Below are 21,729 nucleotides of genomic sequence, written 5' to 3' on the forward strand. Positions count from 1 at the left end.
CCCCCGGCACCCCCGGAAACCCCCGCCCGACCGACCCCGCGGCGCACCCTCACCCTTCCGGGAACCCCCGCCCCGGCCGATCGCCCGCTTACTCCTGCTCAGCCGGGCCCCTGCCCCTCACCCCCGCGCCTCCTGACTCACCTTCGCTCCTCCTCACTCCTCCTCGCTCCCCTCCCCCACTTCTCCCTCCAGGCGGGTGATGGCGTCCCTGATGCCCCTGCCGTAGCCGTCGTCCTCCAGCGCGCCCACCGCGCCGCGTGCCCGGCGCAGATGGCTGCGGGCGGCTCCCGGGCGGCCCAGCTTCACATAGTCCGCGGCCAGGTTCAGGTGCAGCGAGGGGTAGAAGCCGCGCACCGCGAGCGACTGGTGGTGTTCGTTCAGACGCTCGTCCGTGAGCTCGTCCGCCGCCGACAACGCCCGCAGGTCCCACGCCAGTTCGTCGGAGGGGTCGGCCTGCGTGTCCGCCATGTAGTGCGCGAGGGTACAGCGGTGCAGCGGGTCGCCGTCCTCGCCGATCTCTCCCCACAGACCGAGGAAGCGGTCCTGAGCCTCCTCGCGGTCGCCTCCGTGATGCAGCATGACCGCCTGCCCGATCCGCGTCATCATCGCGTCCTCCGCCGTCTGCTCCTGCTGCTCCGTCACCGGGTCCTCCGTGGTCGTACGGCCGTCGCCCCCATCCCTCACGACGCTAGCCGCCACCACTGACAATCACGGTCAGGCACGGACGGGGGCGGGCCGCTCACCCGTTCCGCTCGGCCAGCCCGGTGACGCTCGCGGCCGGGCCCCACCGGACCTGCGTCAGCCGAGGTCCGGGATCCGCCAGTCGATCGGCTCGTGCCCCTGCGCCGCGACCGCTTCGTTGATCTGCGTGAACGGGCGGGAGCCGAAGAACTTCTTCGCGGACAGCGGCGAGGGGTGGGCGCCCTGCACGACGATGTGCCGCTCCTCGTCGATGAGCGGGAGCTTCTTCTTGGCGTAGTTGCCCCACAGAACGAAGACGGCGGGGTCGGGGCGGTCGGCCACCGCCCGGATCACCGCGTCCGTGAACTTCTCCCAGCCCTTGCCCTTGTGCGAGTTCGCCTCGCCGGAGCGCACGGTGAGGACCGCGTTGAGCAGGAGGACGCCCTGCTTCGCCCACGGCATCAGGTAGCCGTTGTCGGGCACGGGGTGGCCGAGTTCCTCCTTCATCTCCTTGTAGATGTTCCGCAAGGAGGGGGGCGTCTTCACGCCGGGCCGCACGGAGAAGCAGAGCCCGTGGCCCTGCCCCTCGCCGTGGTAGGGGTCCTGGCCGAGGACGAGGACCTTCACCTGGTCGTACGGCGTCGCATCGAGGGCGGCGAAGACCTCCTCGCGCGGAGGATAGACGGGGCCCTTCGCCCGCTCCTCCTCGACGAACTCGGTGAGCTCCTTGAAGTAGGGCTTCTGGAGCTCCTCGCCGAGGACTCCGCGCCAGGACGCGGGCAGCATGGCGATGTCGGTCACGTCAACAACCTCCGGTGTGCGGTCACTTCTCACTGAAGAACCTACCGGCGCCCACTGACAACCGACCCGCGTCCCCCCATCCGCCGGCGGCTCACCAGCTGGTCTTGCGCTGCAGCTCCCACATCATCATGATCGCCGACGGGTCGAGGGCCCGCTCACCGCCCGCGATCTCCTCGCTGGACATGATGTACTGCTTGCCCTGCCACAGCGGCAGCAGCCTGACGTCGTCGACGAGGATCTCCTGGGCCCGCTCGAACTGGTCGACCACGGCGCCCCGGTCGGTCTCCTTGCGCTCGCGCGGCAGCACCTCGTCCGTGATCTCCTTGGACGGGTAGGGCGTGTTCAGCACGTTCTTGGGGCCGACGAACGGCGCGATGAAGTTGTCCGCGTCCGGGAAGTCGGGGAACCAGCCGCGGCCGAAGACGGGGTACTCGCCGTTGCTGTAGCCCTCCTGGAACTCGGTCCAGGGGCGGCTCTTGAGGGTGATCTTGAACAGTCCCGAGCCCTCCAGCTGCCGCTTGAGCTCGGCGAACTCCGGCTCGGTCGCCGAGCCGTAGCGGTCCGTGGTGTACCAGAGGGTGAGCGGCACCGGCTGGTGGATGCCGGCGTCGGTGAGGATCTTCTTGGCCTTGGCGGCGCTGGGGTTGCCGTACTTGTCGAAGAACCCGGTGGCGTGACCCGTGAGACCCCTGGGGACCATCGAGTACAGCGGCTCCACGGTGTCCTTGTAGATCTTGTGGGCGATGGCGCCGCGGTCGACGACCTGTGCGACGGCCCGCCTGACCGGCAGTTTCCGCGCCCACGGGTCCTTGGTGTTGAACACCAGGTAGCGGATCTCGGTGCCCGAGCCCTCGACGAGCTCGATGTCCTGCTCGTGCCTTCCCCGGCCCTGCATGGCGACGATGTCCTCGGAGGCCAGACCCCGGAAGGTCACGTCGATCTGCTTGTCCTTGAGTGCGTCGACCATCGCCGAGGACTTCTTGAAGTAGCGGATGGTCACGGCGTCGTTCTTGACGTCGGCCGCGCCTTCGTAGTGGTCGTTCCTGACCAGTTCGGCCTTGTCGTTGGGCGTGTACGCGTCCAGGGTGTACGGGCCCGAGCCGGTCAGTTCGTCGCCCTCGCGGAGCTTGTCCGCCGGGTACTCCTTGGGGTCGACGATCGACATGGCGGGGGTCGCGAGGACGAAGGGGAAGGTCGCGTCGGCCTTCTTGAGGTGGAAGACGACCGTCAGGTCTCCCTTGGTCTCGACCTTGTCGAGCGAGCCGAGCAGACCGGTGGGGCCGCCCTTGGCGTTGATGGTGCGTATGCGGTCGAAGGAGTACTTCACGGCGGCGGCGTCCAGTGGGTCGCCGTCGGAGAACTTCAGGCCCTCACGCAGCTCACAGGTGTAGACCGTGCTGGACGCGTCGCTGAACTTGCAGGACTCGGCGGCGTCCGGCTCCGGCTCGGTGGCCCCCGAGGGAAAACTGAGCAGCGTCTGGAAAACGTTTCTGTAGAGCTCCCACGAGCTGTCCCAGGCCTTCGCCGGGTCCAGGGTGCTGGGCGCGCTCATCGTGCCGACGGTGATCTGCTCCTCGTCGTCCGACCCTTCGGACGACAGCATCCCGCAGCCGGCGAGCAGCGACATGGACGCGATCGCCGCCACCGGACGCAGACCCCTGATCCGCTTAGCAGGGGGAACTTCACTGAACACGCGCACGCTCCTCGATCGGCCATGCCATGGGGTCGGGAGACAATATCGCAGTGCCCCGCCGGGCCAAGTCCTGGCGCCGACAGGGCACTTGATGCGCGGAAACATCACCGAAAGGGCTTCTCCGCCGGGTGTGCGGCCTTCGTCAGCCGACGCCCGCATTGAGGAAGATGCCGCCATCGACCACGAGTGTCTGGCCCGTGATCCAGTCGGACTGGGCGGACGTGAGGAACGCGGCCGCGCCCCCGATGTCCTCCGGCACGCCGAGCCTGCCCAGCGGGTAGGAGGCCGCCGCCTCGGCTTCGCGGCCCTCGTACAGCGCCTGGGCGAACTTCGTCTTGACGACCGCCGGCGCGATCGAGTTCACGCGCACCTTCGGGGCGAACTCGTGCGCGAGCTGCAGGGTGAGGTTGACCATGGCGGCCTTGCTCATGCCGTACGCGCCGATGAACGGCGAAGCGGAGACGCCGGCGATGGACGCGATGTTCACGATCGCCCCGCCGTTCTCGCTCTGCCAGGCCTTCCAGGTCTGCTGGGCGAAGCCGAGCGCCGAGATGACGTTGGTCTCGAACACCTTGCGGGCCACGTTGAGGTCAAGATCGGCCATCGGGCCGAAGACCGGGTTCGTACCGGCGTTGTTGACCAGGAAGTCGACGCGGCCGAAGGCCTCCATGGCGCGCTCGACGGCGACCGCCTGGTGGGCCTCGTCGTGCGCCTTGCCCGCGACACCGATGACACGGTCGGCGCCGAGCTTCTCGACGGCCTCCTTCAGTGCGTCCTCGTTGCGTCCCGTGATGCAGACCCGGTCGCCGCGGGCGACCAGCGCCTCGGCGACGCCGTATCCGATGCCGCGGCTCGCTCCCGTGACGAGCGCGGCCTTTCCGCTGTCCTGCACTGCCATGATCTCTGCCTCCGCTTTCAGGTCAGTTGAGCGGGCCGCCGGCCACGTACATGACCTGTCCGGAGACAAACCCGGCCGCGTCGCCCGTGAAGAAGGCGATGGCGTTGGCGATGTCCTCGGGGCGGCCGACGCGCTGGACCGGGATCTGGGTGGCGGCAGCGGCCTGGAAGTCCTCGAAGCCCATGCCGACGCGCTCGGCGGTGGCCTTGGTCATCTCGGTGACGATGAAGCCCGGGGCGACGGAGTTGGCGGTGACACCGAACTTGCCGAGCTCCTTGGCGAGGGTCTTGGTGAAACCCTGCAGGCCGGCCTTGGCGGCGGCGTAGTTGACCTGGCCGCGGTTGCCGAGCGCGGAGGACGAGGAGAGGTTGACGATACGGCCGAACTTGGCGTCCACCATGTGCTTCTGGCAGGCCTTCGACATCAGGAAGGCGCCGCGCAGGTGCACGTTCATGACGGTGTCCCAGTCGCTCGCGCTCATCTTGAAGAGGAGGTTGTCGCGGAGCACACCGGCGTTGTTGACGAGGATCGTCGGCGCGCCGAGCTCTTCGGCGATACGGGCGACGGCGGCTTCGACCTGGGCCTCGTCGGACACGTCGCAGCCGACCGCGATCGCCGTGCCACCGGCCGCGGTGATCTGCGCGACGGTGTCCTTGCAGGCGGCCTCGTCGAGGTCGATGACGGCCACGGCGCGGCCCTCGGCGGCGAGCCGTACGGCGGTCGCCGCGCCGATGCCTCGTGCCGCGCCGGTCACGACAGCGACACGCTGCTCTGTGGTGGACATGCTGGTTCTCCTCGCCCTTGGGATGCGGCTCTACGGGATGGAGCTCTACGGAGGCCAACGGTACGCCCCGCTGGTGAGCGACCGCTTAGTACCTTCGGCTGGACGAGACGCTAGAAGCCCTGGCACCGGGTGTCAACGGCCCGCAGGAGAGGTATGACTCTTTACCGCACCAGCAGAGCGAAGAGCCGGTTCACCTCGGCCTCGGGATCCACCGTCAGACCGGTGTGCACCGGGCCGGGCTGGAGCACCGTGGAGCGGGGCGCGATCAGCCAGCGGAAGCGCCGCCCCGCGTCGTCGCGCTCGGCCTGGCCCGCGGCCTCGCCGCCCCGGCAGATCCGCTCGACGGCGCCCAGCGCGGCCCGGATGCCCGCCGCGTCGGCCGCCGGGTCCAGGGCGCGGAGCTTCGTCTCGTCCAGGTGCGTGCGGGCGGCCACGTAGGACTTGGCGCGGCAGTACAGCACGACGCCCGCGTTGAAGTGCTCACCGCGTTCCACGCGCGGCACGACGCGCACCAGCGCGTACTCGAAGACGTCCCGTACGGGCGTGGTCTGCTCGGTCACCGGTTGGCGCCCTTCGGTCCGGCACCCGGCAGGGTGATCCGCTCGTGGATGGTCTTGGCGCGCGGCAGGAGGGCCGCCACGTAGGCCCGGCGCACGTCGTCGGGGTGGTCGAAGCCCGGCTCGTCCGCGAGCCACTCGTCGGGCACCTCGGCGGCGACCCCGGTGAGCAGCTCCTCGGTGACGAGGGGGGCGAGCTCGGCGGCAGCCGTCGCGATGTCGGGCCCGTAGGGGGCGAGGACGTGGTCCGACGCGTCGTAGGGCTTGGCGGCCGCGGTCTCGGCGGTGCGCCAGTTGTGGTGCCAGATCATGCTCGCCCCGTGGTCGATCAGCCACAGGTCGCGGTGCCATACGAGGAGGTTCGGATTGCGCCAGGAGCGGTCCACGTTGTTGATCAGCGCGTCGAACCAGACGACGCGGCCGGCCTCGGCCGGGTCCACCACGTGGGCGAGCGGGTCGAAGCCGAGGGCGCCCGACAGGAACTCCATGCCGAGGTTGAGGCCGCCGCTGGCCTTGAGCAGCGCCTGCACGCGTTCGTCGGGCTCACCGAGGCCGAGGACCGGGTCCAGCACGATGCCCGTGAGCCGCGGCATCCGCAGGCCGAGCCCGCGGGCCAGCTCTCCGCAGATCACCTCGGCGACGAGTGTCTTGCGGCCCTGTCCCGCGCCGGTGAACTTGAGGACGTACGTTCCGTACGTCCCGTGGTCGTCGGTCTCGACGAGCCCGGGCAGTGATCCGCCTTCCCTCAAGGGTGTGACGTAACGGACCGCGGTGACGTGGCTGAGCATTGGCCCAGATTACAGAGTTGAACGGAGTGTCCCGCCGCCCCGTACCACTGGACATGACGACATACGAAGAGACGCTCCCCGGACCCGGCCGCCGCACGGTCGTGGCCACGATCGGCGCCGCGGGCCTGGCCGCCGCCCTCACCGCGTGCGGGGGCGGCGGGAGCGGCGGCGACAGCACCGCCGAGGGTGACGGAGGCGGCGTCCTCGCCAAGACCGCCGACATCCCCGTGGGCGGCGGCAAGGTCTTCAAGGACGCGGAGGTGGTGGTCACCCAGCCCACGAAGGGCGAGTTCAAGGCGTTCTCCAGCCTCTGCACCCACAAGGGGTGCCCGGTGACGAGCGTGGAGAACGGCACCGTCAACTGTCCGTGCCACGGCAGCAAGTTCGACATCGCCGACGGCAGCGTGCGGGGCGGGCCCGCGCCGAAGCCGTTGCCGGCCGTCGCGATCGCCGTGACCGGCGGCTCGATCAAGCAGGCCTGACCGGTCGGCCCGGCAGCTTCCAGGCGGCCAGCACGTCCTGGGTGGCGGTGATGGTGGCGACGAGCGCGAGGGTGTTGCGGATCATGGCCGACGTGTAGTCGGCGGGGACGCCCGCGATGGCGTCGGCGGGCACGACGGCGGTGTAGCCGAGGTTCACCGCGTCGAACACCGCGTTCGGTATCGCGACGTTGGCCGAGACTCCGGTGACCAGCAGGGTGCGGCAGCCGATGTTGCGGAGGAGCGGGTCCACGTCGGTGCCCGCGACGGGTGACAGGCCGTGCAGGCGGCGTACGACGAAGTCCTCGTCGGCCACCTCTATCGGCGGCGCGATCCGTACGGCCGCCGTGCCCGAGAGCTGCTGCACGGGCAGGCGCTCGGCGGCCCGGAACAGCCGGGCGTTGTGGCTGGCCCCGCGCCCGTCGGGCCGCCGCTCGGCGACCGCGTGCAGCACCTGGACGCCACATCGGTGCGCCGCGGCGACGAGCCGTGCGACATTGGCGAGGGCCCCGGAGGACCGCGCTGCGGCGGCGAGTTCGGGCAGGGCGCTCTCGGTGCCGACTACGCCCTGCTGGCATTCGACGGTCAGCAGGGCGGTGGTGGCGGGGTCGAGGATCTCCCGGAGCTTGTCGTACGACGGCATGGCTTCCCCTCGTCGCGGTCGGCCCGGACACCGGCCGGCGAGAGGCTAGCGGCCATTGCGCGACCAGGGAAGAGCGTCCATGCTTTCCCGACAGTGTTCCTGACGCCCAGTCAGGCGGGTCCGAACGGGAGGGCACATGGCCGTCACACAGCGCCGGGGGCGCCGGATCATGATGACGCCCGAGGAGCTCGACGCGTTCCTCGCCGAGGAGCGCACCTGCCGGGTGGCGACCGTGTCGTCCGACGGAGCGCCGCACGCGGGCACGCTCTGGTTCGCCTGGGACGGCACGTCGCTCTGGCTGTACTCGACCACCCGCAGCAAGCGCTGGGCACATCTGCGCAAGGACCCGCGGATCGCCGTGGTCGTCGACACCGGCGAGGAGTACGGCGAACTGCGCGGCGTGGAGCTGTCCGGCACGGTGGAGTTCGTGGGCGAGGTCCCGCGCACGGGCGACCCCTGCCCGGAGCTCGTCGCCCCGGAGCGACTGTTCGCACGCAAGGTCTTCGGTCTCGACGAGATGCCGCACGACGGCCGTCATGCCTGGCTGCGCCTGACTCCGGACGCCGTCGCGTCCTGGGACTTCCGGAAGCTCGCAGGCCTCGGCCGACCGTCGTAGTCCTCCCGGAATCACCATCGCGGGACTCCCCGAGGGGGGCTCACCGGACCAATGAGGACTGCCCGCTCGAGGACGAAGAGACGTTTCTCCAGATAGAGGGCGCGTGCGGCCCGGAAGGACAAGACCTCGGCGCTCCGGCCCTCGGGGCGCGACCGACTCCCACCCGGAGGTGGCCGTTCGTGGTCTTGATCATCGTCGTCGTCGCCGTCCTGCTGGGGGCCTCGTCGCCAACGCCCCAAGCCGTCCGCCGGGCGGGAACTACCGCAGTCCGGCCCCCGCTCCCCTCAGCGCCTCCGCCGCCGCCCTGATCGACGGGCGGCGGTCCGCATCCGCCCGCCACACCACGTACACGTGCCGCCGCACCCGGTGCCGCACCGGAACCGTCCGCACGCCGGCCGGCATCGGATCGCGGCCCAGCTGCGGCGCCACGCACACGCCGAGGCCTGCGGCGACCAGGGCGAGCTGGGTGTGGTGCTCCTCCGCGCGGTGCGCGACACGCGGCTCGATGCCCTTGCCGCGCAGCGTGAACATCAGCCACTCGTGGCAGAACTCGCCCTCCGCCCAGGTGATCCACTCGTCGTCCGCGAACTCCTCCAGGTCCACTTCGGCGCGGTCGGCGAGGGGGTGCGCGGCGGGCAGGGCCACATCGGCGGGGTCGTCGAGGAGAGGGGCCTTGACCAGGCCTTCCGGTATCGGCAGGGGCTTGTTGTACCAGTCGAGGACGACCGCCATGTCGAGGTCGCCGCGCACGACGGCCGCGACGGCCGGCGTCGGCTCCATCTCCTGGCAGCCGACCCGCAGCCCGGGGTGGTCGACGCGGAGCGCGGACAGCGTGGCGGGCATCAGACCGCGCATGGCCGTGGGGAACGCGGCGATCCGCAGCTCGCCCACCGCCTTGCCGCGCTGTTCCTCCAGGTCCGCCTGGGCCAGCTCGACCTGCGAGAGGATCCGCGCCGCGTGCTGGGCGAGCAGCCGCCCCGCGTCGGTCAGGCGCACGCCTCTGCCGTTCTTGGCGAGGAGTTGCTGGCCCACTTCGCGTTCCAGCTTCGTCATCTGCTGCGAGACCGCGGAGGTCGTCACATGCAGCCCGGCGGCGGCGCCGCTGACGGATCCGTGCCGGGCGAGGGCGTCGAGCGTACGCAGACGCTCCAGGTTCAACATGTAAGCAATGCTACGCGGTACCACGCACAAAATCTCGCTTGTACTAAGAGATTGTCGGGTCCATCGTGAGACGCATGACCACCGCGCCCGCGCCGCCGCATGCAGCGGCAGCGCCACCGACCTCCGTGTCCGCACCCGCCCTCGACTGGCGCGTCCGATTCGGCGTGCTCTCGCTGATCTGGGGCTTCAGCTTCCTCCTGATCAAGGTGGGCACGGAGGGGTACGCACCGTTCCAGGTCACGCTGGGGCGGCTGGTGTTCGGCACCGCCGTCGTCGCCGCCGTGCTCGTGGTGAAGCGGGAGCGGCTGCCGCGCTCCGCGCGGATCTGGCTGCACCTGACGGTGTCGGCGCTGCTGCTCAACGCCCTGCCGTTCTCGCTCTTCGCATACGCGGAACTGTCGATCCCCTCGACGCTCGCCGGGATCTGCAACGCGACATCGCCCCTGTGGGGCATGGCGCTGTCACTCGTCGCACTCTCCGAGGACCGTCCTTCGCGGCGCCGCGTCGCGGGTCTGGGCATCGGCTTCTTCGGGGTGCTGACCGTGCTCGGCGCCTGGCAGGGCTTCAGCGGGCTCGACCTCGGCGGCACGGCGATGGCACTGCTCGCCTCGCTCAGCTATCCGGTCGGCTGGATCTACGTACGTCGCACGCTGGCCGGGTCCGGGCACTCCAACCTGTCGCTCTCGGGCGCCCAGTTGCTGGTCGCGACCGGCGAGCTGGCCGTTGTGACGCCGCTGTTCACCACGTTCCCTGCGCACTTTCCCGTCGTGCCGCTGCTGGCGATCGTGGCGTTGGGCGCCCTCGGCACCGGGCTCGCCTTCCAGTTGCAGTACGCGCTGGTCGCCGAGGTGGGCCCGACCACCGCCCAGATGGTCACGTACTTCATTCCGGTCATCGCGACCGGCGCGGGTGTCGCGGTGCTCGGCGAATCGCTGAGCTGGTCGACACCGGTCGGCGCGGTGATCGTCCTGGCGGGCGCGGCGCTCACCCAGTCGCGGCCCCGCGCGGCGGTGAGCAGAGGCGGGCGGGGTGACGATGACCGTGACGGCCGGGCCTCCGCCCCGCCAGTCGTGACGCCGCGTCAGCCGTAGCGCCCCGTCAGCGTAGCCCCGCGTCAGTCGTAACGCCGCGCGGGAGCGGGCCCGGTCACGGAGGCGACGGCGTCCGCCACCGCGACGATCTCCTCGTCCTCCAGCGCCGCCACGGTGATCCGTACCGCGGGCGGCGTGTTCAGCCGGAACCTCGCTCCCGGCGCCACCGCCCACCCCGCGTGCAGCAGCCGCGCGACCGCCCCCGTCTCGTCCGGTACCGGCACCCAGGCGTTCATGCCACTGCGTCCGTACGCGGTGATGCCCCGCTCGGCGAGCGCCGCGATCAGCGCCTCGCGCCGCCGCCCGTAGGACGCCGCCACCACCCGCGGGTCTACCGCGTCCTCGGCCCAGAGCCGTGCGACGGCTCGCTGCAGCAGCCGGCTCACCCAGCCCGGTCCGAGCCGCTGGCGCCCGCGCAGCCGGTCGACGGTGACGGGATCGCCGGTGACCACGGCGAGCCGCAGGTCGGGGCCGTACGCCTTGGCGGTCGAGCGGGTGAGGGCCCAATTGCGGGTCGATCCCGCCAGCGGGTGCAGCGGCAGGTCGACGATGCCGTGGCCATGGTCGTCCTCGATGAGCAGCACGTCCTGGTGCGCGGCGAACACCTCGCGCAGGGCACGCGCGCGGGGAGCCGTGACAGCGGCACCCGTGGGGTTCTGCGCGCGGTCCGTCACGACGGCGGCGCGCGCACCGGACGCGAGCGCCTGTTCCATGTCGGCGGGCAGCGGGCCCTCGTCGTCGACGCCGACGGGCATCGCGCGCAGACCGAGGGCGGAGACGAGGTCGAGCAGGCTCCCCCAGCCCGGGTCCTCCACGGCGACTCCGTCACCGGGCTTGAGATGCGTGGCCAGTACCCGTTCGATGGCGTCGAGCGATCCGGAGGTGACGGCGAGCGGGGCGTGCGAAACGCCGTCGGCCTCGAACGCCGCGCGTGCGTACCGTTCGAGCTCCGGGTCCACCGCGCTCTCTCCGTAGAGGACGGGTTGCGCGTCGCTCTGCGCCGCGGCGGCGACGAAGGCTCCGGAGAGAGCGGGCAGCAGCTTCGGGTCCGGGTTGCCCATGGAGACGTCGCGCACGCCGGGCGGCGCGTCCACCCTGATGAGTTCCCGTGTGGTGGTGGCGGGCTTGGGACGGATGCGGCTGCCGCGCCGTCCCGCCGTCTCGATGACGCCGCGTTCGCGCAGCGTGCGGTAGGCGGCCGCCACGGTATTCGGGTTCACCCCGAGGTGCGTCGCCAACTCACGCATGGGCGGCAGCAGTTGCCCCGGTTCGAGGCCGCCTTCCCCCACGGCCCGCTCCACGCTGGCCGCAATCTCGGCTGCACGCCGCCCACTGATCCGATACTCTCCTAGCACAAAGCAAAGTATGCACTAGTGCAATAGTGCTCGCAACTCGACAGCCTGGTCAGCGCCGCCCGGAGCCCGTCGCCCGCGGGCACCTCAGTACAGCTTCAGCACCACCTCAGTACAGCTTCAGCACAGGGAGAGCCATGCAGACGACGCCGGGCACCACCGACAGCGCCTCGCCGGACAGCGCCGCCTACGCACCGACCGACCGCACGATCCCCACGCGCTCCGCGGATCGTGCCTCGTACGACCGGGCGACGGTGCACGCGATACTCGACGAGGCCTACGTCTGCCATCTCGGGTTCGTGCGCGACGGCGCCCCCGTCGTGCTGCCGACGCTCTACGGACGGGTGGGCGAGCGCCTGTACGTGCACGGTTCGACCGGCTCGCGGCCCTTGCGCATGGCGCGCGGCACGTCCGAGGAGCGGGACCCGGGCCTGGAGGTGTGCCTGACCGTCACGCACGTCGACGGCCTGGTCCTGGCCCGGTCCGCCTTCCACCACTCCATCAACTACCGCTCCGTGGTGATCCACGGCACCGCCCACCAGGTCACGGACCCCGAGGAGAAGCGGCTCGCACTGGACGCGCTGGTCGACCACGTGGTCCCGGGCCGTTCGGCCGATTCCCGTCCGGCCGACACCAAGGAGCTCGCGGCGACCGCTGTCCTCAGCCTCGACCTGAACGAGGTGTCGGCGAAGGCCCGCACCGGCGGCCCGAACGACGACCCTGAGGACATGGGTCTCCCCCACTGGGCGGGGGTCGTCCCGCTCCGCAAGGGACACGAGGCCCTCATCCCCTCGGAGGACCTGGCACCCGACATCAAGGTGCCCGACTACCTGCTCGAGCTCTGATGCTGATCCACCCCTGGGACACGGCCCACACCGACTGGGACTTGCAGCGGCGGCTCACACCCGGCCCGCCCTGACCACCCGCCCCCACGTCGTCCTGGGCGTGGTCGACGACTACGTGGACGCGCCGGGCTCCTGGCAGACCACGCCCGACGTCCCGGCTGCGCACGGCGTGCCGACCGCGCACGGCGTGCCGACCAGTTTCCACGCCGTTTTTTCTGCGCCGCCGGGTCTGCCCGGCCCACCCCCGCCTGCTCCGGTCCTCTCCGGCCCGCCCAGGACAGCGAGCCGGAGAGGGCGGCCGGGCCGCGGCCCTCACGCCGTCACGGCGAGGCGCACCGCTCTATCGGGCGCCCCGCCGGACCGCCACCGCACCCCGCGTCTCCGCGACCGCGAGCCCCGTGACCGCGGCCAGCATCAGGGCCGTGCCCGTCACCGTCGCCGCCGTCAGGTCCTCGCCGAGCAGGGCGACCGCGATGACCGCGGCGCCCACCGGCTCCAAGAGCATGATCACGGAAACCGTGGCGGACCGTACGACCGCGGCCCCCGCGAAGTAGAGGGCATACGCGACCGCCGTCGGCACGGCGGCGATGTACAGCAGATACGCCGCCACACGCGCGGGGTCGGCGGTGTGCGGGACGAACCCCTCCGCCACGGCGAGCGGCAGCAGGCAGAGTGAGACGACGGCGAACGCCCAGACAGTGGTGTCCGACGAGTCCGCCGTGCCGCTCCTGCCCCACCAGCGCGTCAGCAGGGTCATGGCGGCGTACGCGGCCGCCGAGACGAGCCCCCAGACCACACCGGCCGGCCGCACGCTCGCCGCCCCGCCGCCCTCATCCCCGAGGACGAGAACGACGAGTCCTGTAAGGGCGCCCAACACGGCGACGACGCCGCCGCGTCCGAGCCGCTCCCCCAGGGCGATACGTGCGCCGAGCGCGATGAGGACAGGGCCCGAGCCCATGGTGACGACGGTGCCGACTGCGAGGCCTGTCGCCTCGACCGAGGCGAAGTAGGCGGTCTGGAAGACCGCGAGGGCCACACCGGTCGCAATGATCCGGCGCACCCTGCGGCGTACCGGCTCGGCGGCGGCCCCCCGAGCGCCTGCCCGAGCGCCCGCCCGGGCAGCCCCGGCGCGCGGCCGGATCAGACGTGCGCCGAGCAGCAGCACGAAGCCGCCCGCGCACCGCCAGAAGGACAGACTGACGGGCCCCATGTCGCTGTCCCGGAAGACCAGAGCGGCGGCGGCACCCGCCGTGCCCCAGGCGATTCCTGCGACGACCAGGTAGAAGAGTCCGCGCCCGACACCGAGGCTTCCGGCTCTGTCGGGTCCGGCACTGTCGGGTCCGACAGGGTGCGGGACAGTGAGCATGGGCACGTCGGACGTGCGCAACGAGTTCGACACGTGATTTCTCCGCAGCAGAGAGGGATGACTGGCTCCGTCTGCGGGCAGCACCGTTCCGCCCGGCCACCGGCTCGGGCGAGATCCGTGAGCGCCCCGCGCTTAAGCGGCGGGAGGCGGAAGAACGAGTGCGCGTGCGTGCATGACCGGCACCCTAGGACGCGCTTCCGCTGCGCGACAACTCCGTTTCGGGTGCCGGGACGGCCCCGGGCACCGGGGGCTCGGCCGGGGCCGAGGACTGGGCGATGAACGCGCCCACCAGCACGACCGCGCCGCCGACGACCTGCGGTGCCGAGAGGTGCTCCCCCAGGACGACCCAGGCCAGAGCGGTCGCGATGACCGCTTCGAGGCAGGCCACGACGCCGGCCACCTGGGGCGAGAGCCTGCGCACGGACAGCACCCCGGTGACGTAGGCCACGACCGTCGCGACGAGCACGATCCAGGCGAGGAGAGCCCAGGCAGGCACCCCGGAGCCGTCCAGGTCAGCCTCGCCGGCGAGCACCGACCAGTCCATGCCCCACGGCCGCGCGACGACGGTGAGCACGAGGGTGCCGACGAGCAGCCCGTACGCGATGACGCCGAGCGGGTCGGGGGCGTCGTCGCCCGCGTCGCTGCCCTGATCGGACAGGACGAAGTAGCCGACCTGGCAGCAGGCGGCGCCGAGCGCGAGCAGGAGTCCGACGGCGTCGAAGCTCAGCCCCGCCCACACTTCGACGACGCAGGCGAGGCCGCCGACGGCGAGGACCACGCCGAGCGCGGCGGCCCGCGTCACCGGTCGTCGCTGCACGAAACGCACCCAGCCTAGGACGAGCGCGGGCGCGAGGTACTCGATCAGCAGGGCGACGCCTACGGGAATGCGGGAGAGCGCCGCGAAGTAGCAGGCCTGGACGCCCGCGACGGCGAGGAGGCCGAAGCCGGCGAGCAGCGCGGGCCTGCTCCGCAGCAGTCCGCGGTGGCGCCACGCCACGGGCAGCATCACCAGGGCGGCACCCGCCACCCGCAGCCAGACCACATGCAGGGGGTCAAGGCCCGCCTCGATCAGCGGTTTCGCCGCGACACCGGAGCCGCCGAAAGCGACCGCCGACAGCAGGGCGAGCCCAAGTCCCACGCCCCTGCCGGGCTTTCCCTTGATCCCCTCAGATGCTTGCACCGGCACATCATGCCAGTCGGTGTCATGAGCGTCACACCATTAGACCCCTGTCTCAATCGGCGGACACCACAGCCGACGGACAGCACTGCGCACTCTGGACAACTACTGCGCGTTCTGCCTGCACCCCGCCTCTATGCGGGTCAGCAGCGCCGGTACGTCGACGCGCGCCCGCGCGAGGACTTCGACGGCCCGGCACTCGGGGTCGGCGACGAGCCCCGCGAGCAGGTCCATGCCGAGGGCGCGTGGTTCGCCCCGTCGTTCGGCGCGTTCCCGGGCCACTTCCATCGCGGTGACGGCCGACGGGGACCACCCGGTCTCGCGCACGGGCGTCACCACGGGCACGGCACCGGAGTCCTCGACGGTGCCCTGCCACTGAAGTCCGTAGCCGATGCTGCGCTGCACGAGATAGCCGAGGACCCGTACGGCCTGCGCACCGCTCTCGAAAGCGGCACGCACCTCGGGGTCGGTCTCCAGGAGGGAGTGCAGCAGATGCGCGGTGTCGATCTGCCGGTCCCCGTCGCGGACGGCGCGCCGACGCGCCCCGGACACCACCGACGCCAGCTCCGCGGTGAGTCCGGAGTCGAGTTCTTCTCGGGTCGGGCCGGGTTCTTCTCGGGTCGGGCCGGGCTCGGCGCCCGACGGGGTACGGCTATGCACATCTCCCACCACATCAACCCCCAGGGGCATATGCATCGGCGGCGGGAAGCATCTTCGCGTCCGACACAGGGTGGGCGAGCGGGCGTCGGTTGTCCTCCTTACGGATGAGATCCAACGATCTGCGCGAACACTCGCGCGCCGCCTTGCCCGCACCACCTCGCGCGCCGGGCGCCCCGCGTCCGGCGCGCAACCATCGCGCCGCCCCGCTCGTCCCACAAGCATGGAGAGCAGGTGCTGGATGGTCGCCCTGCCTGCGGTCGACGGCAGGCAGTACGTCTACCGGGTGTACGCACCCGACGACGCGCTGCCCGCCGACCTGTTCTGGGACGCCTGGCACTGCCATGACGAGAGCACGTTCCCGAGGGCGTCGGACCTGTTCGACGCGGCGGTCATACGACGGGTCGGCTAGCGTATCCGCCGCATCGGCCGACGCCTGTGCCGCATCGGCCGGCGCCTGTGCCGCATCGGCTACGGCCTCTGCCGCATCGGCTCGGGCCTCTGGCACATCCGCCAGGACCTGGGCCCCGACCACGTCCCGATGACCACCGTCGCGTACCTCTCCTCGTCGCTCACCACCCGCGCCGCAAGCCCGGCCCGCTCGACGGCGTCGACGGCCGCGGCCACCTGGCCCTCGCTCGTCTCGAACAGCAGGTGTCCGCCGGGCGCCAGCCAGGTGGGCGCCTCCTCGGTCACCCGGCGCAGCACGTCGAGTCCGTCCGCGCCTCCGTCGAGCGCCACGCGCGCCTCATGGACGCGGGCCTCGGCGGGCAGCAGACCCACCTCTTCGGAGGGGACGTACGGGACGTTCGCGAGGAGGATGTCGACGCGTCCCTTGAGAGTGTCGGGCAGCGGATCGTAGAGGTCCCCTTCGTAGACCTCGCCTCCGGCCTCGGCGACGTTGCGGCGGGCGCAGCGGACCGCCGCCGGGTCGATGTCGGCCGCGTGCAGCTCGACTTGGTCGAGACCCGCGGCGAGCGCGGCACCGAGCGCCCCCGATCCGCAGCAGAGGTCGACGACGACGGCCGTGCGTCCGGCGAGTTCGGCGGCCAGGCCGACGAGGAACTCGGTGCGACGGCGCGGCACGAACACCCCCGGGTCCACGGAGATCCGCAGCCCTTGGAACTCCGCCCACCCCAGGACGTGTTCGAGCGGCAGACCGGCCGCGCGGCGCTCGACCATGACGGCCACTTCGGAGGAGGTGCGCGCGGTGGAGAGGATCAGATCCGCCTCGTCCTCGGCGAAGACGCAGCCGGCGGCACGCAGTGTGCTGATGACGGAGGAGCGGTGTGACGTGGAGAAAGCAGAGACCGACATGTGAGGAACACCCTTCGGGAACCTGATGGGGCTCCCTCGGTCACCTGCGCCGGTACGCCTGATGATCCGTGCGGTCGCGAGAGGGGAGCACCCGACCTGCTACTGCGGTAATGGGTCTCACCTCCAGATCGCGCCGCCTGTGTCCGTCACAGGGCAGAGGGAACAGTACCTCACCCCGGGCCCGCCGGAGCATGCGAGGCCACGGCCACAGTTCCACCCACCGCCAGAACTGACGGCTCATCAGTATTGAATGTTCGGGGGCCTGCGGCTACGTTCCGCGACACCGCAGCTGCGGCCGTCGCAGCGCCCGACGCGAAGGGGTGGCCGCATGGCCGAAGTCAGCGCGGAAGCACGGATCGAGGCGCCCGCCGAGAAGATCTGGGCCCAGCTCACGGACTTCTCCTCGTACGGCGAGTGGAACGCCACGCACACGAGCTTTCCCCAGGGCGGGCCCACGACGCTGGAAGTGGGCGGCACCTTCGTGGAGAACATGAAGCTGATGGGCTTCCCCGCCGAGGTCAACTGGACCATCGGCGAACTGGAGACCGCCCGCGCCTTCGCCATCGCGGGCAAGGGCCCGATGGGCGTCAACGTCAGCACCCGCTACTCCCTCTCCCCCGACGGGTCGGCGACAGTGGTCCGCATCGAGGGCGAGTTCACCGGGGCGGCGGTCTCCCTGATGGCGGGCAAGCTGAAGGACTCGGCGACCGCCGCCCTCAACGAGTCGCTGCGCAAACTGGACGGCTTGGTGACCTGATCCTTCGCCACGCGGAGCCCTTCGCACACGGAGCCCTTCGTACGCGGAGCACACCCCGGCATGAGAAGCACGGCACACGGCAAAGAGGCGCCCCACACGATGCGTGCGGGGCGCCTCATCTGCGGCAGGGACCATCGACCCCGACCGCGTCAGTCCTCATCGGCGAGGATCAGGTACAGCTTCTTGCGGGCGTCGTTGATGACGGTCAGCGCCTTCTCGCGCTGCTCCTTGCTGCCGGTCTTCCAGACCTGCCCGAACGCCTCCATCAGACCGAAGCCGGCCTGCCGGATCTCGTTCAGCGTGTCCCAGTCGACCCCGCGGCCGGCCTCTTCCCACGGCGCTTCGGGACCTTCTTCGGCCGCCGTGCGCCCCGCGTCGGTGAGCGAGAAGAGCTTCTTGCCGCCTTCGCTCGCACTGCTGATCAGGCCCTCGTCCTCCAGCAGCTGGAGGGTCGGGTAGACCGACCCCGGGCTGGGCTTCCATGCCCCGCCGCTGCGCTCGGCGATCTCCTGGATCATCTCGTAGCCGTGCATGGGCCGGTCCTTCAGCAGGGCCAGGATCGACGCGCGTACGTCGCCACGCCTCGCCCTGCCGCGCGGACCGCCACCACGGCCACCGCGGCCACCCCAGGGGCCGCCGGGCCCGCCGAAGCCGGGGCCGAACGGACCGAACGCGCCGCGCCGCCCCTCGAAGCCACCGAATCCGCCGAACCCCTCGCGGCCGAAGCCCTCACGGCCACCTTCGGGGCCGCCGTGTCGGCCGTGCCCGTGGCCGCGACCGTGCTCGTGTTCAAAACCATGGGAACGCATGGTGATCACTCCTGTCATTGATCGTTCGTACCAGTCGCGAACCTGTCGCGATGCCTCAACGATATATCGGAACAGTTCGTCTGACAACCCGGCCCCGGCTCCGGCACGGACCGGTCTCGTGTTGCACGGCCGCCGAAAACTCAGTTGATCTGGTCCCGGGCGCAGGAATACTGGCGGTCGCGTCAGCTTGGACCGGGGAGAGGGACCGCGAGATGGCCATGCACGACGACCAGGTGGATGTGACCGCCGACATCGTCGCGACGTTGATCCACGAACAATTCCCCCAGTGGAGCGACAAGGCGATCCGGCCCCTGCCGTCGACCGGGACGGTCCACGCCATCTTCCGCATCGGGAACGACCTCTCCGCGCGCTTCCCACTGCGGCCCGCCGATGCTGCCGAGACGCAGGCGGTTCTGGAACGGGAAGCTCGGGCGAGCGCCGAGCTGGCACAGGCGTCCCCGTTCCCCGCGCCGGAACCCGTCGCCCTGGGAAAGCCCGGAGCGGGTTACCCCATGCCGTGGTCGGTCCAGACATGGCTGCCGGGAACGGTCGCCTTCGATGCCGACCCGAGTGGGTCGCACGCTTTCGCCGAGGACCTCGCGGCGTTCATCGCGGGCCTGCGGGACGCCGATACGCGAGGGCGGCTTTTCAGCGGCGAAAATCGTGGTGGCGTCCTCGCTCACCACGACGACTGGATGGAGCAGTGCTTCGAGGAGTGTGAGGGGCTGCTCGATGTGCCCCGGCTGCGCCACGTGTGGAGCCACTTCCGGGAGTTGCCCCGCACGGCTGCGGACGTCATGAGCCACGGTGACCTGATCCCCGGCAACGTACTGGTCAGGGAAGGCCGGCTCAGCGGCGTACTCGACACCGGCGGCTTCGGCCCGGCCGACCCCGCGCTTGATTTGGTCAGCGCCTGGCACCTGTTGCAATCCGGTCCACGGGAAGTGCTCCGGCGGGCACTGGCCTGCGACGATCTGGAGTGGGAGCGCGGCAGGGCATGGGCGTTCGAGCAGGCCATGGGGGTCGTCTGGTACTACGTCGAGAGCAATCCGACGATGAGCAGCATGGGGCGACGGACACTCGACCGCATTCTGGGGTCGACGCAGTGACGTCGCCCCAACCGAGGGGCGGAGCAGCTTCGACCACCCCACGGTCGGTGCCCGGGTCACAGGGGACGGGTCACGGTCACGGGTGACGGGTCACGGGCGTCCGGCATCGGACGTCGCCCGCCGGGGCCGCACCGGCAGGCGCGAGCCACGAGGCGCGAGCCCTGGGGCGCGAGCCACGAGGCGCGAGCAGCCCGGCAACCTCACAGCACACCCGTCTGCGCCCCCACCCCAGGCCAATCCTCCGCCCAAACCAGTCCAGCCACCCCGAATTGGCCTTACCGGACGCGCCCGCAGCCCTCTACCGTGAGCGCATGACGACTTCCCACCGCCTCCGCGTCGTCGACGCCTTCACGGACCGCCCCTTCGCCGGCAACCCGGCCGGGGTCCTGCTCCTCGACGACTTCCCCGACGACACCTGGCTGCAGAACGTGGCCAAGGAGGTCAACCACGCCGAGACCGCCTTCGCCCACCCGCTGCCGCCGGGCGGGGAGGCCGACTGGGCGCTGCGCTGGTTCACCCCCGCCACCGAGGTCGACCTCTGCGGCCATGCCACTTTGGCCACGGCGCACGTCCTCCACACCACCGGCACCGCGTCCGGCACCGTCCGCTTCACCACACGCAGCGGCGTCCTCACCGCGACCGCGCACGAGGACGGCACCCTCACCCTCGACTTCCCGACCGCTCCGCTCACCGCGGCCGAGGTCCCCGACGGCATCGCGGAGGCCCTCGGCGCCGAGCCCCTCCTCGCGTACGACACCGGCCGGAACACGGGTGACCTGCTGGTCGAGCTCGCCGACGAGAAGACGGTCAGGGCGCTCACCCCTGACCACAAGGCTCTCGTCCGCCACTCCGAGCGCGGCATCATCGCCACGGCCGCGGCCGAGGACCCCACCCGCGGCTACGACTTCGTGTCGCGCTGCTTCTTCCCGCGCGTCGGCATCGACGAGGACCCGGTGACGGGCAGCGCGCACACCGCCCTCGCCCCGTTCTGGTCCGAGCGCCTCGGCCGCACCGAACTGACCGGACTGCAGGCCTCGGCCCGCACCGGCCTGGTCCGCACCCGGCTGCGGGGCGACCGCACCCTCCTGACCGGCCGCGCGGTCACGGTCATCGAGGGCGAACTGTTCGCCTGACCCGAGTCTGCGGCCTGACCCGAGTCTGCGGCCTGATCCACGTCCGAGCCCGGCCCCGAGCCGAAGCCAGACCCGCAGCCGAATCCGAAGCCGAAACCAGCCCAGAGCCCGGCCCCGAAACCGAAACCGGCCCCCGACTCGCACCCCGCACCGCACCGCCATCGGACAACAAAGAGCTGCCCACCCCCGCACTACGGAGGCGTGGGCAGCCACCCCACCTTCCCCGCGAGCAGCGCGTAACCCACGAACGCGCCGATGTCGAGCAGGGAGTGGGCCACGACCAGCGGGCCGACCCGCCCCCACCTGCGGTAGAGCAGGACGAACACCACGCCCATCGCGAGGTTTCCGACGAACCCGCCGATGCCCTGGTAGAGGTGGTACGAACCCCGCAGCACCGAACTTCCCACCAACGCCGCCATCGGCGTCCACCCCAACTGCCCGAGCCGGCGCAGGAGATACCCGACGACGATGACTTCCTCGAGCACCGCGTTCTGCACCGCGGACAGCACGAGGACCGGGTACTTCCACCACACGTCGGGCAGCGCCTCGGGCACCACGGTGAGGTTGAAACCGAGTCCGCGCGCCGCCAGATAGAAGGCGATGCCGGTGCTGCCGATCGCCGCGGCGATCGCGGCGCCGCGCCCCAGGTCCGGCCAGGGCCGTGTCCGGTCGAAACCGATCGTCCCCAGGCCCGCCCGCTCGCGCAGCAGGAAGTGCGCCACGAGCGCCACCGGCACCAACGCGGTCGAAATGCCGAACAGTTGCCACGCGAGATCAAGCCACGGCCGACCCGGCGCGGCCGACGCGTTCAGCGTGGCCGCCTGATCCTTGAGACCCCCCGGCTTGGTGACCGACCCCACAAAGCTGATCAGCGCGGACACCCCGCTCGCACCGAGCGAGAGGGCCAGGACGAGCAGCGTCTCGTCCCTCAGAGTCCGCCTCGACGGACCGTCCGCCGGAAAAGAACCGGCCATGGGCCCCGGCTCCGCTTGCACTAACGCCTCCAGTTGAGTGA

General features: G+C 71.1%; 24 protein-coding genes. 8 read left to right on the forward strand and 16 right to left on the reverse strand.

The window, feature by feature from the left end; genetic code table 11:
• Window positions 1-153 precede the first annotated feature (153 nt).
• The 7 genes from DEJ47_RS05105 to DEJ47_RS05135 all read right to left on the reverse strand — a co-directional run bounded on the left by DEJ47_RS05105 (window position 154) and on the right by DEJ47_RS05135 (window position 6,202).
• A complete protein-coding gene (locus DEJ47_RS05105; protein WP_150165364.1) occupies window positions 154-642 on the reverse strand; it encodes a tetratricopeptide repeat protein in 489 nt (162 codons plus the stop codon).
• Between the two features lie 156 nt (window positions 643-798).
• Entirely contained in the window at window positions 799-1,482 is a 684-nt protein-coding gene (locus DEJ47_RS05110) for a uracil-DNA glycosylase (RefSeq protein ID WP_150165366.1), read from the reverse strand.
• A 91-nt stretch (window positions 1,483-1,573) separates the two neighbouring features.
• Entirely contained in the window at window positions 1,574-3,109 is a 1,536-nt protein-coding gene (locus DEJ47_RS05115) for an ABC transporter substrate-binding protein (protein ID WP_223828672.1), read from the reverse strand.
• A 208-nt stretch (window positions 3,110-3,317) separates the two neighbouring features.
• Entirely contained in the window at window positions 3,318-4,073 is a 756-nt protein-coding gene (locus tag DEJ47_RS05120) for an SDR family oxidoreductase (RefSeq protein WP_150165368.1), read from the reverse strand.
• A gap of 22 nt (window positions 4,074-4,095) precedes the next feature.
• A complete protein-coding gene (fabG, locus tag DEJ47_RS05125; RefSeq protein ID WP_150165370.1) occupies window positions 4,096-4,857 on the reverse strand; it encodes a 3-oxoacyl-ACP reductase FabG in 762 nt (253 codons plus the stop codon).
• 161 nt (window positions 4,858-5,018) lie between these two features.
• Complete coding sequence (locus tag DEJ47_RS05130) at window positions 5,019-5,417, reverse strand: DUF3037 domain-containing protein (protein WP_150165372.1); 399 nt, start codon at window positions 5,415-5,417, stop codon at window positions 5,019-5,021.
• Window positions 5,414-6,202, reverse strand: a complete 789-nt coding sequence (locus DEJ47_RS05135) for a HipA family kinase (protein ID WP_150165374.1) — start codon at window positions 6,200-6,202, stop codon at window positions 5,414-5,416. The genes DEJ47_RS05130 and DEJ47_RS05135 overlap by 4 nt, the downstream gene beginning before the upstream one ends.
• A 53-nt stretch (window positions 6,203-6,255) precedes the next feature.
• Between DEJ47_RS05135 and DEJ47_RS05140 the strand changes: the two genes are divergently transcribed.
• Complete coding sequence (locus tag DEJ47_RS05140) at window positions 6,256-6,684, forward strand: Rieske (2Fe-2S) protein (RefSeq protein ID WP_150165376.1); 429 nt, start codon at window positions 6,256-6,258, stop codon at window positions 6,682-6,684.
• Here DEJ47_RS05140 and DEJ47_RS05145 read toward each other — a convergent pair.
• Entirely contained in the window at window positions 6,671-7,324 is a 654-nt protein-coding gene (locus DEJ47_RS05145) for a cysteine hydrolase (protein WP_150165378.1), read from the reverse strand. The genes DEJ47_RS05140 and DEJ47_RS05145 overlap by 14 nt on opposite strands.
• 136 nt (window positions 7,325-7,460) lie before the next feature.
• Between DEJ47_RS05145 and DEJ47_RS05150 the strand changes: the two genes are divergently transcribed.
• Entirely contained in the window at window positions 7,461-7,940 is a 480-nt protein-coding gene (locus DEJ47_RS05150; protein ID WP_150165380.1) for a pyridoxamine 5'-phosphate oxidase family protein, read from the forward strand.
• A 258-nt stretch (window positions 7,941-8,198) separates the two neighbouring features.
• On the opposite strand, the gene DEJ47_RS05155 is transcribed toward DEJ47_RS05150, so the two are convergent.
• On the reverse strand, window positions 8,199-9,101 hold the full coding sequence (locus DEJ47_RS05155) for a LysR family transcriptional regulator (protein WP_150165382.1): 903 nt from the start codon (window positions 9,099-9,101) through the stop codon (window positions 8,199-8,201).
• A 74-nt stretch (window positions 9,102-9,175) separates the two neighbouring features.
• On the opposite strand from DEJ47_RS05155, the gene DEJ47_RS05160 reads away from it, so the two are divergent.
• Complete coding sequence (locus DEJ47_RS05160; RefSeq protein WP_150165384.1) at window positions 9,176-10,192, forward strand: DMT family transporter; 1,017 nt, start codon at window positions 9,176-9,178, stop codon at window positions 10,190-10,192.
• Between the two features lie 23 nt (window positions 10,193-10,215).
• Here the strand turns inward: DEJ47_RS05160 and DEJ47_RS05165 are convergent, their stop codons facing one another.
• A complete protein-coding gene (locus DEJ47_RS05165) occupies window positions 10,216-11,547 on the reverse strand; it encodes an aminotransferase class I/II-fold pyridoxal phosphate-dependent enzyme (protein WP_150165385.1) in 1,332 nt (443 codons plus the stop codon).
• 134 nt (window positions 11,548-11,681) lie between these two features.
• Between DEJ47_RS05165 and DEJ47_RS05170 the strand changes: the two genes are divergently transcribed.
• Window positions 11,682-12,389: a pyridoxamine 5'-phosphate oxidase family protein gene (locus DEJ47_RS05170; RefSeq protein WP_150165387.1), complete on the forward strand. Its 708-nt coding sequence runs from the start codon at window positions 11,682-11,684 to the stop codon at window positions 12,387-12,389.
• Between the two features lie 340 nt (window positions 12,390-12,729).
• Here DEJ47_RS05170 and DEJ47_RS05175 read toward each other — a convergent pair whose 3' ends face one another.
• The 3 genes from DEJ47_RS05175 to DEJ47_RS05185 form a co-directional block, all read right to left on the reverse strand.
• Window positions 12,730-13,755 (reverse strand): DMT family transporter, encoded by a 1,026-nt coding sequence (locus DEJ47_RS05175; protein WP_150175444.1) that lies wholly within the window; start codon window positions 13,753-13,755, stop codon window positions 12,730-12,732.
• A 184-nt stretch (window positions 13,756-13,939) separates the two neighbouring features.
• The gene (locus DEJ47_RS05180) at window positions 13,940-14,941 is read right to left on the reverse strand and encodes an EamA family transporter (RefSeq protein WP_150165389.1); all 1,002 of its coding nucleotides are present in this window, start codon (window positions 14,939-14,941) and stop codon (window positions 13,940-13,942) included.
• Window positions 14,942-15,037: 96 nt separating this feature from the next.
• A complete protein-coding gene (locus tag DEJ47_RS05185; RefSeq protein ID WP_398338607.1) occupies window positions 15,038-15,592 on the reverse strand; it encodes a Clp protease N-terminal domain-containing protein in 555 nt (184 codons plus the stop codon).
• Window positions 15,593-15,812: 220 nt separating this feature from the next.
• Here DEJ47_RS05185 and DEJ47_RS36325 point away from each other — a divergent pair, with 220 nt between their 5' ends.
• On the forward strand, window positions 15,813-16,001 hold the full coding sequence (locus tag DEJ47_RS36325) for a hypothetical protein (RefSeq protein ID WP_190415288.1): 189 nt from the start codon (window positions 15,813-15,815) through the stop codon (window positions 15,999-16,001).
• A 59-nt stretch (window positions 16,002-16,060) separates the two neighbouring features.
• Here the strand turns inward: DEJ47_RS36325 and DEJ47_RS05190 are convergent, their stop codons facing one another.
• Window positions 16,061-16,906, reverse strand: a complete 846-nt coding sequence (locus DEJ47_RS05190) for a putative protein N(5)-glutamine methyltransferase (protein WP_150165390.1) — start codon at window positions 16,904-16,906, stop codon at window positions 16,061-16,063.
• A gap of 328 nt (window positions 16,907-17,234) precedes the next feature.
• Between DEJ47_RS05190 and DEJ47_RS05195 the strand changes: the two genes are divergently transcribed.
• Window positions 17,235-17,663 (forward strand): SRPBCC family protein, encoded by a 429-nt coding sequence (locus DEJ47_RS05195; RefSeq protein WP_150165392.1) that lies wholly within the window; start codon window positions 17,235-17,237, stop codon window positions 17,661-17,663.
• Between the two features lie 149 nt (window positions 17,664-17,812).
• Here DEJ47_RS05195 and DEJ47_RS05200 read toward each other — a convergent pair whose 3' ends face one another.
• On the reverse strand, window positions 17,813-18,472 hold the full coding sequence (locus tag DEJ47_RS05200) for a PadR family transcriptional regulator (protein ID WP_150165394.1): 660 nt from the start codon (window positions 18,470-18,472) through the stop codon (window positions 17,813-17,815).
• A gap of 212 nt (window positions 18,473-18,684) precedes the next feature.
• On the opposite strand from DEJ47_RS05200, the gene DEJ47_RS05205 reads away from it, so the two are divergent.
• Window positions 18,685-19,581, forward strand: a complete 897-nt coding sequence (locus DEJ47_RS05205; protein ID WP_150165396.1) for an aminoglycoside phosphotransferase family protein — start codon at window positions 18,685-18,687, stop codon at window positions 19,579-19,581.
• A 311-nt stretch (window positions 19,582-19,892) separates the two neighbouring features.
• Window positions 19,893-20,714, forward strand: coding sequence for a PhzF family phenazine biosynthesis protein (locus DEJ47_RS05210; RefSeq protein ID WP_150165398.1), 822 nt, complete (start codon window positions 19,893-19,895; stop codon window positions 20,712-20,714).
• Between the two features lie 191 nt (window positions 20,715-20,905).
• On the opposite strand, the gene DEJ47_RS05215 is transcribed toward DEJ47_RS05210, so the two are convergent.
• On the reverse strand, window positions 20,906-21,709 hold the full coding sequence (locus DEJ47_RS05215; protein ID WP_150165400.1) for a CPBP family intramembrane glutamic endopeptidase: 804 nt from the start codon (window positions 21,707-21,709) through the stop codon (window positions 20,906-20,908).
• Window positions 21,710-21,729: the final 20 nt, after the last annotated feature.

Origin of the sequence: Streptomyces venezuelae (assembly GCF_008642355.1) — a bacterium.
GTDB lineage: Bacteria > Actinomycetota > Actinomycetes > Streptomycetales > Streptomycetaceae > Streptomyces > Streptomyces venezuelae_B.